The sequence below is a fragment of the Paenibacillus sp. G2S3 genome (assembly GCF_030123105.1).
Classification (GTDB): domain Bacteria; phylum Bacillota; class Bacilli; order Paenibacillales; family Paenibacillaceae; genus Paenibacillus_AQ.
The window spans coordinates 1133370-1147100 of record NZ_CP126095.1 but is presented as its reverse complement, the minus strand read 5'-3'; the positions used below and the strand labels follow the sequence as shown (position 1 = coordinate 1147100).

Here is a 13731-nt window from a genome sequence, read left to right as displayed (position 1 = left end):
TGCTCACCGTATTTATTGCTCCATTATTCGTAAAAATACCTTCTTTCAGTTAATAATACTCTAATGAATTGCTTTCTTCTTGAAACGGCCACCTTTAACATCATGAATGTTACCTATTGCGATGAATGCACCAGTATCCCAATCCTCAACAATGGATTTAAGCTTGGCTTCTTCCAAACGGGTGATAACCACGAAGATCACTTTCTTATTCTCCCCGGAAAATCCGCCTTCTCCATCTAAATAAGTAACACCACGTCCAAGACGCTCCGTCAAGGCTTCACCGATATCACGGAATTTATCACTAATAATCCATACCGATTTCGACTGATCTAGACCCTCAAGTGTAATATCAATTACCTTGAATGCAATGTAATACGCAATTAGTGAGAACATCGCATTATTCCAACCGAACACAAATCCAGCTCCGGATAAGATGAACAGGTTGAAGAACATAACAACTTCACCTACAGAGAAGGGAAGCTTCTTGGCTACTAGAATAGCAACAATTTCTGTACCATCTAGAGATCCGCCAAAACGTACTACTAACCCTACACCTACACCAAGAATGATCCCCCCAAAAACGGCAGCAAGCATAGGCTCAACCGTAAAGGCATTCACATGATGCAACATCGAAGTACCAATAGACATAAGCACGATAGCATATAAGGTAGATAAGGCAAAGGTCTTACCGATTTGCTTATAACCAATTAACAAGAACGGAAGGTTTAACAGCGTCAATAAAATCCCCAGAGGAATGTCGAATAGATGCGATAAAATAATGGAGATACCGGTAATCCCACCATCAATCATTTGATTCGGTACGAGGAATATCTCAAGTGCAACAGCCATCATTGCTGCCCCTATGGACAACATGATCATTCGCTGCGCGAACTTAGCCATTTTATGCGTTCCGGTCTTCTGCAGCTTGTTCTTTTCCTCTTTGGCAATCATTTGTGGACTCACATTCATAGAACTCCCCCTACAATTTAACAGTATAGTTTTGAAACATTCGGAAGTATAATTAAAATCTATACTTTCTTACATTTCTTCTTATACAATTATTATATCACAAAATAAGCTCTAATAATGAATGGAACACGTTATATCCTTCGAAAAGTTCAGATTTAGTCCTCTTTCCGGTCATAATAGCGGAGATAACAACTGACACAGCCCTTCACCGAGTTTGACAACTCTCCCTCTCTCCTTAAACTTTACAGGATCTATAAATTCACTGTGCTTTTGATCCTTCTCAAACCCTGTGACTAGTGGGGATATAGCATCAGGATGTAGCAGTACAGCAGTCAATTCAAAGTTAGAATAAAAGCTGCGCATATCCAGATTTGCACTCCCCACTGTAGCGAGCAGATCATCGATAATCATGATTTTGGCATGCATAAATCCTTTCGTATAGCGGTAGAATTTCACTCCTGCATCTTGTAAATTTTCTAAATAAGACAAAGAAGCATGATAGACAAGCACATTATCAGGCTTCGCCGGAATGATAATTCTTACATCCACTCCGCGAAGTACTGCACTTTTCAAGGCCCGGCAGATGGCAGGATCAGGAATAAAATATGGTGAAGTAATCCAAATCCGCTGTTTAGCTGCACATAAGGCGGCAAAATACATCTCTTGAGAGGCGTCCATTGCAGCATCCGGACCACTCCCAACAATCTGCACGGCTTCTTGTGACTCACAATTATGTTTTGGGAACAGACGCGGATGGCTTGTACTTTCGCCAGAGGCCAGTCTCCAATCCTTTAAGAAGACATACTGAATATAATATACTGAGTCTCCTTCGAGACGCAGATGGGTATCACGCCAGTATCCCATTTTGAGATCCTTCCCCAAATAATCATTCCCTATATTCATTCCACCCGTGAAGCCAACGAGACCATCCACCACCAGGATCTTCCGATGATTACGGAAATTAAAACGACGGTCCAACAGAGAACTAATCGGAGGTAAAAAAAAGTGGAACTCCACCCCAGCATTTCTCATCGTTCGAATAAACCTGCGACTTAATTTATGACTGCCCAGACCATCACAAAGCAAGCGTACCTTAACGCCCTGTCGCGCCTTCCGAATCATAACATCTTGAAATTGCTCTCCAATCTCATCATCACGATAAATATAGAATTCCATGTGTATATGCTCTTTCGCCTCTTCCATAGCTTCCAGCATAGCATCATACGCTTCTCTAGCAGTTGATAATACCCTGCTCTTGTTGTGACCAGTAATAGGTCCTTCTGCGATTTTCGAGAGTAAATCCAATAGACCTTTATTATTCTCAAACTGAGCGTTTCCACTCTCAGTAACATCCTTTACTACCTTAATATTGCCAGAGACATGCGAACGAATTTCACGAAAGAGTGAAGTACATCTTTTGTTTAATTTTCGATTCTGTCTATAATCACGGCCCAGAAAATAATAGAATGCCAGACCCAGCGGCGGACAACAGAATGAAATGAACAACCACGCCATAGCCCTTTGCGGCCGACGGAACTCCATAAATACAATAACTGCGAGCTGTACAATAAAAAGACTTAGAATTATCGCAAAGGTCTTCAATTCCCTACCCCCTCCATTAATAAAACAGTTGCAATAGACTCGCTGCGACGACTCTAGTACAGGTTTTGCCGTAACTCTCTTTCTTTATTCAAACAAACCGTTGTCATGTTCCCGAAAGATATGGAATACATAGAGTAGTAAGACAATTCGGGATGAGCCTAATCAAAGTAAGGTCGTTAGCTTCGGGTATCGTAAGGCGGCTGCCATATGCCGCAGAAAGGAGAAGCCATGAAGAGTCAGCCAGATCATAACCGGATTACGCTGCTCGTCGTAAGGGATGCCGGACGCCCAGTCAAACAACTCCATATCTCCAAGCCACTTGCGTTCGCCCTGCCGGCAGCAGCAGCCCTGTCCCTCTCCAGTCTGGTCACCTCTATGCATTTCCATGCCTCACAGTCGATCTCACAACTGGAAGCTGAGGCAGCCGCACTATCACTAACCAATCTCCGCATGGAAATGAAGGTCGCTGATAAGGATAAGGATCTAATGCAGCTTCGTACTCAAGTCAGCGAGCTATCAGAAGAGGCAGATCATATTAAAGACAAGCTGAAGAGTGTAAATGCGTTGGAACAGGAGTTGCAGTCATTGATTAACAAAAGCAAAGGCTCCGCCGCTGAAACAAAAGAATCAAAAACGGGATCAACCGCTTCAAACTCAACCTTAGGCTTATCAAGCCGTAACGCTGTGCCAATCCCTAATGAGACATCCTTTAAAGGTACAATCACATCACAGGTAGGCGGGGAATATATCGCGGCTTATCAGAACGAATCGCTGAATCTAGTGGAGGAAACAAAAGACGACTTCGAAGAGATCCACGGTATGCTTGATGAAATGGTGGAAAGTATTACTCAGACCATCACTCTGGCAGAGCATGCCAATAACGTACAAGCAAATCAACAAGCAAAAAAGGCTCAAGCTGAAAAAGCCAGACTAAATGCAGCAGTGCTCTGGCCTACCGATTCCAGGGTCATCTCCTCAAGCTTCGGCTATCGTACAGATCCCTTCAAGGGTTTATCCGCGTTCCATTCGGGTGTCGATATTGCCGGGAACTTAGGCGATCCTGTTTATGCCGCCTTAGATGGAGAGGTCGTTACCGCCGAGCAGATGGGCGCGAGAGGCAAGTATATCGTGATTAAGCATTCGAACGGGCTTGAAACCTGGTATATGCATCTGAAGGGAATGATTGTATCTCCAGGAGACAAGGTTAACAAAGGTCAGAAGATAGGCTTACTTGGAAACACTGGCCGAAGCACAGGACCTCATCTTCATTTTCAGGTAGTGAAGCAGAATAAAACTGTAGATCCGTTGGATTATGTTAAACCCTAAGCCTGAATGTCAGAACTATATGAACAGGAGGAATATATACATGTGGAACAAGCGGCAGCAGCGCGTCCCTTTCAAGTCTACTGACTCTCTGATCGGACACGGAGGAACACTGGAGGGTAAGGTCCATTGCGATACGAACCTGCGGATTGAAGGTACCTTTAGCGGTGAAATTATATGCAGTGGTGTAGTCACTATAGGTGAGGAAGGCACAGTGCGCTCCAGTATTAGAGCAGAAGAGATCGTTATCGCCGGTAAAGTATATGGAGATGTTACCGCAGACCGCAGGCTCATTATGACTGGCACTGGAGAGCTACATGGCAATATTTCGGCAGGAGCACTCAGTATTATGGAGGGCAGCCTGCTTAACGGATCCATTGCCATGCAAGAACAGCCCACCTCTGAACAAGCAGGTGAGCTCAAAAGTAATACGAAAAAGGACAAGGCAGCAAAACACTCCTCCAAAGCAGAAGGAACGCTTGAAGCCGGTTAAGCCCGTTTCTATCCAGCAACGTCCCGTTTACGGAATACAAACCAGGAAACAGCTAAAAATATGACATAGTACACTGCTAGCACAGCAATGGAGAAGCCAAGTGTAGCACCACCTGGACCAACATCAGATCCCATGTAGACCCTTAGATCCATATGAGTGAAAATTAAATATCTGGCCCATTCGAACACATCTGGATTAAGCAAAGCAGCGAAAATACCTTGGGCAAACATGATAAACATAGATAAACCAATCGCCAGTCCACTTGCTCGGAATACAGAAGAGATCATAAAAGCAAGCGTAACCGTCAAGAAAAGAGTGACATAGCGGCATAGGAGATCCATAAAGGAATACTCAGCAGGGCTCCAAGCTGCAATCGAAGACATACTATCTCCAGTTGGTGAGGCAAAAATAAACGATGAAGCTAAACCAAAAACAATCAATACTGCAGTACAAAGCAAGCTAAACAACACAATGCTAATGTATTTCGAGAGCAAGATCTGGGAACGGCTCCACGGGCGAATCAGCAGCATTTTGATGGTTCCCCAGGTAAATTCGCCCGCTACGGAGTCAGCGGCTATAACAACAACAAAGATCGTGTTCAGAAAGAATACAACACTCACTATCATTTGGAAGCTGTCCCAAACTCCCAAGCGTGATGCGGGGTTATCCATTGTGAAAAACATAAGAGCCGGAAGAAACGCACTAAACACGGCTAGAATAATCAGCATAATCCATGTGCGAGCACGGCTATATATCTTGATGTTCTCATTATGTATCAACGCTGTAAAATTACTCAATTCCTTCACCTCCTGTAACCTCTAAGAATTGATCCTCTAGCGTACGGGCAAGTGATTTGATACTGTACACTTTGATCCCACCAGCCACTAGTCTGGCATTGAACTCAGCAATATCTTCACGTGCTGCCTCAACTACAAGCCCACCGCTCTTTAATGTGCCTTGTCCAATGAGAGCAAGAGCAGCTTCGGCATCACCAACCTCAAACAAGGTTTCTCCGATAGGCATGGTAACATTGCCTACCTCTTTTAGCTGTTTTACCTCGAGCAGTTGCCCATTCTGAATAATCGCTACACTGTCACACATGAGCTCCATTTCGGAAAGTAAATGGCTAGAGACAAATACGGTTGTTCCCTCTTCACGACATAGTAGGCGCAGATAGTCACGAAGCTCACGTATGCCTTGTGGATCAAGCCCATTGGTTGGCTCATCTAGAACCAGCAGCTTCGGCCGGTTTAGTAGCGCCTGAGCCACTCCAAGTCTCTGCCGCATACCTAGAGAATAAGTTTTCACCTTGTCATGAATTCTTTGGCCAAGCCCGACCAGCTCCACAACCTCATCAATCCGTTGCTTACTGACTCCCGGTACCATCCGTGCAAATTGCCTAAGATTCTGATACCCGGACAGAAACTTGTACATTTCAGGATTTTCTACAATAGCCCCAACACTCGCGATGGCCTCTTTATAATTATTTTTAATACTATGACCACTAATCAGGACGTCCCCACTGCTAATGGAAATTAATCCTACCATCATCCGAATGGTTGTCGTCTTCCCTGCTCCGTTTGGTCCCAAAAAACCGAATATTTGACCCGGTGGGATATCTAGCGTTAAATTGCTCACCAGCGTCTTAGAGCCTATTTTCTTGGTAACCCCCTGCAAACGAGCAACAGGTTCAGACAACATTTCTGTATTTGACACAGTATCACTTCCTTTCATTTACAAACAAGTTTACCATACCGTTTTTTTCAGAAAATTACAAAAAAGAAACAGTCTAACGTTCTTTAGACCGAGGATTCGATTCTATTTGAGCAAAAAGGACCTGGCCTCCCGCAATCGGAAGAGTCCAAGTCCCTTAAATCACTTCATTCAATATTTTGTTATTTCACGGCAACTATTTAGCCACCTACACGAGTAAGCTCACGCATATTCGCTTCAAATGCAGCCATCAAAGCAGCTTCTCCGGTCAACCCGGTTTGTTCTACTTTGCGAATCTGCTCCATCATCCGTTTATAATCCTTCGGAATGACACGAACGAACTTCGGCAAGCAATCTGCCCACTGATCCAGAACCCGCGCTCCAGCCTCACTGCCCGTAAGCTCTACATGACGGCTAATCAGCTCGCGCAGCTCTTCGATCTCTTCAGGCTCTTCCACTCTTTCGAGCAGTACCATCTCGAGATTGCAGCGGCCTACGAAGGATCTATCTGGATCATAGACATATGCAATACCACCAGACATCCCTGCCGCAAAGTTACGGCCTGTTTCGCCAAGAACAACCACACGGCCGCCAGTCATATATTCACAACCGTGGTCGCCCACGCCTTCTACAACAACCTTCGCTCCAGAGTTACGGACGGCAAAGCGTTCACCAGCGATACCGTTGATATAAGCTTCTCCACCTGTTGCCCCGTAGAATGCAGTATTTCCGATAATGATATTGTCCTCAGCAGCAAAGGTAGCTTTTGGAGATGGCTTAATAATAATCTTACCACCTGACAATCCTTTACCAACATAGTCATTGGAGTCGCCTTCCACCGTAAGCGTGATCCCCTTAGGCACGAATGCACCCAAGCTTTGACCAGCAGATCCGGTGAAATGAAGACGAATCGTATCATCAGGCAAGCCGGCTGCCCCGTATTTACGTGTCAGCTCACTACCAAGGATGGTTCCAACGGCACGATTGACGTTCGTAATCGGTAGCGATGCTTCTACAGCCGTACCAGATTCAAGTGCAGGTGCAGCCAAATCCAACAGCTTGGAAACATCAAGCGTCTCTTCCAGACCATGATTCTGACGTTTACTGCAGAAGCGTGTGCTTCCCTCTGGCATTTCCGGTGTATGCAGCAGACTGCTCAAATCTACGCCCTTCTTCTTCCAATGCTGTGAAGCTTGAGCAGCGTCTAGGCAATCTGTACGGCCTACCATCTCTTCAATCGTACGGAAGCCAAGACTCGCCATAATTTCGCGTAAATCCTGCGCCACGAAGGTCATAAAGTTAACTACATGCTGCGGATCACCCGTAAAGTTCTTACGAAGATCCGGATTCTGTGTCGCTACACCAACCGGACAAGTATCCATTTGGCAGACACGCATCATGATACAGCCCACAGCGACTAGCGGAGCAGTGGCGAAGCCATACTCTTCGGCACCCAATAATACAGCTACAGCTAGATCGCGTCCGCTAAGCATTTTTCCGTCTGTTTCCAGTACAACGCGGTCACGCAGATTGTTAAGCATCAACGTCTGGTGCGTTTCGGCCAAGCCAAGCTCCCATGGAAGACCTGCATGACGAATGGAGTTCATCGGTGATGCACCTGTACCCCCGTCATAGCCACTTACCAGGATAATATCAGCGCGCCCTTTGGCTACGCCAGCAGCAATCGTACCTACGCCGACTTCTGATACGAGCTTAACATTAATGCTTGCACGTGGATTGGCATTTTTCAGATCGTAGATCAGCTCTGCCAAATCCTCAATCGAATAAATATCATGATGCGGTGGAGGTGAGATCAAGCCCACACCAGCTGTTGAACCACGCACTTCAGCCACCCAAGGATAAACTTTACGTCCTGGAAGCTGTCCGCCTTCCCCTGGTTTAGCGCCCTGAGCCATCTTAATCTGGATCTCATCAGCATTAACAAGGTAGTTAGATGTAACTCCAAAACGTCCAGAAGCTACTTGTTTAATCGCACTGCGACGGGAATCGCCGTTGCTGTCCGGGATATAGCGGGCTGGATCTTCTCCGCCCTCACCAGTATTACTCTTACCACCGATCCGGTTCATCGCAATAGCGAGGGTCTCATGTGCTTCCTTACTAATGGAACCAAAGGACATCGCACCCGTCTTAAACCGTTTCATAATGGATTCTACTGGTTCTACTTCTTCTAATGGAATCGGTTCATAAGCGGACTTGAACTGCAATAAGGAACGAATCGTCAGATGCTTCTCACTTTCACCTTGAACAAGTGCAGCATATTTCTTGTACATCTTATAATCCCCACTACGCACGGAGTGCTGAAGCAGATGAATAGTCTGTGGGTTGAATAAATGATCTTCCCCATCATTTCGCCATTGATAATCACCACCGGAATCAAGCACCTTATCATTTCCGTCTTTTTCCGTAAAAGCACGGTTATGATGGATAAGTGCCTCGGTTGCTACTTCCTCCAGACCAATACCGCCAATGCGGGAAGGTGTCCAAGTAAAGTAACGATCCACGAATTCCGAGTTCAGACCCACAGCTTCAAAGATCTGTGCACCCCGGTAGGATTGAATAGTCGAAATCCCCATTTTGGAAAGAATCTTAACTACGCTCTTAGTCGCAGCTTTAATATAGTTCTTCACAGCCTTCTCATGCGAGATTCCCCGCAGTAAGCCTTGGCCGATCATATCATCCAAGCTTTCAAATGCCAGATACGGATTGACTGCACTTACACCATAACCGAGCAGAAGTGCATAATGATGGACTTCACGAGGTTCACCAGATTCGAGCAAAATACTAACTTTTGTCCGTGTCCCTTGACGGATCAGATGGTGATGCAGACTTGATACCGCAAGTAGAGCTGGAATCGCAGCATTCTCACGGTCCACACCGCGGTCCGTCAGAATCAGAATGTTATGACCTTTAGCCATAACGCGATCAGCAGCCTCATTCATACGCTCAAGCGCGATCCGCATTCCTTCTGCCCCGAGCTCAGCTGGGAAAAGAATTGGAATAGACATCGACTTGAAGCCTGCACGACGAACATGACGAATCTTAGCAAAATCTTCATTTGAAAGAATCGGTGTGTGCAGCGAGATTTGGCGACAGCTTTCTGGTTCTGGTTTTAGCAAGTTACGCTCTGGTCCAATCGTAGTCGTAGTAGAGGTAACCAGCTCTTCGCGAATAGCATCGATTGGTGGATTCGTTACCTGAGCAAACATTTGTTTAAAATAGTTATATAGACGCTGTGGACGGTCTGAAAGCACAGCGAGCGGTGCATCATAACCCATGGAACCTACAGCTTCAGCACCAGTAGATGCCATTGGTTCAAGCACCTTGCGCAAGTCTTCAAAAGTGTAGCCGAATGCTTGCTGCAGCTGCTGCACATTGTCATGCTTAGGATTTGGTAGCTCAGGCGCATCTGGAAGCTCCTCGAGACTGATCAAATGCTCATCCAGCCACTGGCGGTAAGGCTTCTCTGTGGCGATAGCCGATTTGACTTCCTCATCGGAGATAATGCGACCTTCCTTCGTATCCACGAGCAGCATGCGTCCAGGCTTCAGGCGGTCTTTATATAAGATGTCCTCTGCTGGAATGTCCAGTACACCCGCTTCGGAGGATAGAATAATCATGTCGTCCTTTGTTACATAATAACGAGCAGGTCGCAAGCCGTTACGGTCTAGAATCGCGCCGATTTGCACACCATCTGTAAAGCCCATTGCAGCAGGTCCGTCCCATGGCTCCATCAAAGTGCTGTGGTATTCGTAAAAAGCTTTCTTATCGGCGTCCATACTGTCATGATTGCTCCATGGTTCAGGAACCATCATCATGGCTACCTGTGTCAAGGAGCGTCCGCTCAAGTAAAGAAACTCAAAGGTATTATCGAACATTGCAGTGTCCGATCCATCCGGGTTTATAACAGGTTTGATCTTGCTCAGATCTTCGCCGAACACTTCACTCTTGAACAGCGACTGGCGAGCATGCATCCAGTTCACGTTACCGCGCAAGGTATTGATCTCACCATTGTGGATCATAAAGCGGTATGGATGCGCACGTTCCCAGCTTGGGAAAGTATTCGTACTGAAACGGGAGTGAACTAACGCGATCGCTGATTCCAGCTCTTCGTTCTGCAAATCCAGGTAGAATTGTCCGACTTGTTCTGTAGTCAGCATGCCTTTGTATACGATCTTACGACATGACAAGCTTGGGATATAGAAGGCTTCAGCCTCTTCTACACCACCATAGCGAATCGCAAGCTCTGCACGTTTGCGGATGACATAAAGCTTACGCTCAAAAGACAATTCGCTCTTAACCGAGGCCGAGCGACCGATAAACACTTGGCGTACAAAAGGCTTTGCAGCCTTTGCTGTCTTGCCAAGCATTTCATCATAGGTAGGTACATCACGATAGCCGAGTAATTCTTGACCTTCTTCAGCAATAATTTTGCTTAAGAGAGCCTCATGTTGCGCCCGAACCTTCTCGTTATGAGATAGAAAAATCATACCTACGCCATAATGGCCTTGTTCCGGCAAAGCAAAGCCAAGCTTCTGGGCTTCACTAGCAAAGAAACGGTGCGGAATTTGAAGCATAATACCTGCTCCGTCACCAGAGTTGGGTTCACTACCTTGTCCTCCACGATGCTCCATATTAAAGAGCATTGTTAAAGCGTTTCTAACAATATCATGGGACGGTTTGCCTTTAATATGGGCTACAAATCCCATGCCGCAAGCATCTTTTTCGAACTGGGGATCATACAGGCCCTGTTTTCCGGGCAGTTCAGTGTGTCTCATCGAACGCAACCTTTCTATTATAAAGTATGGCGTAATCTTTGGAAAATTTTTCAGATTAAAATTTTAATAATTATTCAAGCCAGATTAGTGCTATTATTTTATCACCCGAGGTAACAACAGCGCAATTTAAACTTTTTTATGATGCTGATTAACATTTCTTTTTGCGACACAGCTTTAGTGGACAAAAGTTTAAAAAAACTCATCTATGTATAATTATGCACAAATGACGCATAAGAACTTATGCAATGAAAGCGTTTCAAGGATTTTCATTGCCCTTGAACGTTTGCAAGAAAAAGGGTTCCGTGATTTGGACTCAAAAAAAGCGTCTCCCGGAGGAGACGCTTTTTAATTGTTTTTTTTCAAATTATACAGTCATAGCTTGTTCACTTTTCATTCCAGCTTCATTGTCCCGACTGCGGGTCATGAAGTAAGCGAAAGTAAGAGCAAGGAACCCAAGACCGAAGATTGCAAGCACACCTACGTCACTCCACATTGCACTGAAGTCCCCTGTAGAAATTACTGATTTAAGACCACTAACTGTGTAAGTCATTGGAAGCAGTGGGTTAAAGAATTTCATCCAGTTCGGGATCAATTCAAGTGGGAATGTTCCGGCACTAGTTGTTAATTGGAAAATAAGAATAACGATAACAACAAAACGTCCCGGTTGATCGAGCCAAGTAACAATGGACTGAACTACCCATGTGTAAACTAAACTAGTCAAGAATGTAAATAGGAAGAACAGCGGTACACTTTGTACCTCTAGTCCAAGACCATACAATACAACCACAGCAGCCAGCATAGACTGGATAAAGCTCATGATTGAGAAAGTAAGCGTACGGCTGATAAAACGATTCAGGCGGCTAGCACCTAATACAGTTGATTCACGCATTGGAATAACAATCGTAGAAATCAGGGCACCTACGAACAACCCAAGAGATAAGAAGTACGGAGCAAACCCTGTGCCGTAGTTCGGTACATGATTTACAACTTGATCCTCAACCACAACTGGTTGTGCGAACATTTCCATCATTTTATCTGACTTGTTCACGCTGCCTGTTTGTTCAGCAGCTTCACCAAGCTTAGTTGCGAGCTCTGTTGATCCAGATTTCAGATCATCCATCCCATTCTTCAGCTCGCCTGCACCATCAGCTAATTGTTTCGAACCGTCAGCTACAGCACCAATACCGCTACCTAGTTCACCAACACCACTGAGTAACTTAGATGTACCATCTCCAAGCGCTTTACCACCCTCAGCTAGCTTGCTGCCTCCAGCTGCTGCTTCACTAAGCTTCGCGCCGAACTGTTGCATACCTGCTTGCAGCTTATCGCCACCCGTTACAAGTGCAGATGCACCTTGTGCTAATTTTTGTTGTCCTGCCAAGAGCTGAGTGCTACCAGCATTTAATTGCTGTGCTCCATCATGCAATTGGGTTACTCCAGCATCAACCTGCTGCGAACCAGCATGGAGCTGAGTTGCACCTTGTGCAAGCTGCTCTTGCCCACTGTGTAGTGCGCTTGCTCCTTGTAGCAACTGTTGTTGACTTTGTTGCAGTTGTTCACTACCTTGTGCAACAGCTGTACTAGCTGCTAGGAGCTTCTGTACGGCTGGATTTTGTGCCAACTCAGGACTAGCCTGTGCCAATTGCTGCAAACCTTGAGCGACCGCTTTAGCGCCCTCAGTAACCTTTGTGCTGCCTTCTGCAGAAGCCTGCAAGCCCGCTTCCAGCTTTGCGCTACCATCAACGGAAGAGGTTAGACCTGCTTCCAGCTTCGCGCTACCGTCAACTAAAGATTGTGTTCCTGCTTGCAGTTTAGTAGTACCGTCCACAGCAGACTTCGTTCCTGCTTGAAGCTGTGTAGCACCTGTTACAGCTTGCTTCAAGCCATCGCTAAGCTGTTTATTGCCGGCAGCGCTTTGTTTAACGCCATCTTGAAGCTGTTTATGAGCGTCCGACAATTGTTGCAAACCGCCTGCCAAAGTGCTAGAACCCGTTTGAATTGCGGTAGCACCTGAATTCAAATCAGTTACACCTTTTGTAAGTGGTTCTAAACCATTTTGAAGCTTGCCCGTACCTTCAGTCAGTACAAGAAGATTCTCTTTCAGCTTCAGTGCGCCGTCATCCAGCTTGCCTGCACCATCGGCGATCTTGTTAGCTCCGTCTCCCGCTTCACCAAGTCCTTTAGATACATCAGTAATCTGATTGAATACGGAATCTACATAAGCCTCTGTTACCTTAGCAGATACTTTAGATTTAATTTCTGCTACAGCCGTTCCACCGATTTGACCGGCCAGGAAGTTGTAGCCTTCATTTGGCTCATAAATAATCTTTGCCGGTTGGGGTTCATCATCCAAAAGCGTTGTTGCTTTAGCAGAGAAGTCTTCTGGAACAATAATCGCCATATAATAGGTATTGTCCTTCATTCCTGCTTGCGCTTCTTCTAATGAAACAAAGTTCCATTGAAAGCCATCGGTTACCTTAAGCTCTTCAACCAGATCCTCTCCGGCCTGAAGTTGTTTTCCTTCATAATTGGCACCGACGTCTTGGTTGACCACAGCAACCGGTAACTCATTCATCTTGCCATACGGATCCCAGAATGCCTTTAGGAAGAATCCGCTATACATCACCGGAATAAATAGGATGGCAATCATCGGAATCAGCACCTTTGGATTTCTCAGGGCTGCGCCAAGATCCTTGGTAAATACGGATAATGATTTCATTCTGGTTCTCTCCTTATGAGCTTATGCTCTCTTTAAAATGCTTTGTTTGCGAAATATTGCGTAACACTAGATGACCATTTTCCCCATTTGGTCAATTTAGGGGATAAAAAAACGCC

At 45.5% G+C, this 13731-nt stretch carries 8 protein-coding genes; 2 read left to right on the top strand and 6 right to left on the bottom strand.

The features are described from left to right. Nucleotides 1-60 precede the first annotated feature (60 nt). Nucleotides 61-900: a YitT family protein gene (locus QNH28_RS04990; RefSeq protein WP_231573468.1), complete on the bottom strand. Its 840-nt coding sequence runs from the start codon at nucleotides 898-900 to the stop codon at nucleotides 61-63. A 240-nt stretch (nucleotides 901-1140) separates the two neighbouring features. Then, the gene (gene cls, locus QNH28_RS04985) at nucleotides 1141-2571 is read right to left on the bottom strand and encodes a cardiolipin synthase (RefSeq protein WP_349655034.1); all 1431 of its coding nucleotides are present in this window, start codon (nucleotides 2569-2571) and stop codon (nucleotides 1141-1143) included. A 207-nt stretch (nucleotides 2572-2778) separates the two neighbouring features. On the opposite strand from cls, the gene QNH28_RS04980 reads away from it, so the two are divergent. Both QNH28_RS04980 and QNH28_RS04975 read left to right on the top strand, forming a co-directional pair. Next, nucleotides 2779-3897: a M23 family metallopeptidase gene (locus QNH28_RS04980; RefSeq protein ID WP_283910418.1), complete on the top strand. Its 1119-nt coding sequence runs from the start codon at nucleotides 2779-2781 to the stop codon at nucleotides 3895-3897. A 40-nt stretch (nucleotides 3898-3937) separates the two neighbouring features. Further along, nucleotides 3938-4387, top strand: a complete 450-nt coding sequence (locus tag QNH28_RS04975) for a bactofilin family protein (protein WP_283910417.1) — start codon at nucleotides 3938-3940, stop codon at nucleotides 4385-4387. An 8-nt stretch (nucleotides 4388-4395) separates the two neighbouring features. Here QNH28_RS04975 and QNH28_RS04970 read toward each other — a convergent pair whose 3' ends face one another. From QNH28_RS04970 to QNH28_RS04955, 4 genes are all read right to left on the bottom strand, one after another. Continuing rightward, nucleotides 4396-5184, bottom strand: coding sequence for an ABC transporter permease (locus QNH28_RS04970; protein ID WP_283910416.1), 789 nt, complete (start codon nucleotides 5182-5184; stop codon nucleotides 4396-4398). Next, on the bottom strand, nucleotides 5177-6088 hold the full coding sequence (locus tag QNH28_RS04965; RefSeq protein WP_283912052.1) for an ABC transporter ATP-binding protein: 912 nt from the start codon (nucleotides 6086-6088) through the stop codon (nucleotides 5177-5179). Before QNH28_RS04965 ends, QNH28_RS04970 begins: the two co-directional genes overlap by 8 nt. 212 nt (nucleotides 6089-6300) lie before the next feature. Continuing rightward, a complete protein-coding gene (gene gltB, locus QNH28_RS04960; RefSeq protein ID WP_283910415.1) occupies nucleotides 6301-10896 on the bottom strand; it encodes a glutamate synthase large subunit in 4596 nt (1531 codons plus the stop codon). Nucleotides 10897-11260: 364 nt separating this feature from the next. Continuing rightward, nucleotides 11261-13615 (bottom strand): YhgE/Pip domain-containing protein, encoded by a 2355-nt coding sequence (locus tag QNH28_RS04955; protein WP_283910414.1) that lies wholly within the window; start codon nucleotides 13613-13615, stop codon nucleotides 11261-11263. Nucleotides 13616-13731 lie beyond the last annotated feature (116 nt).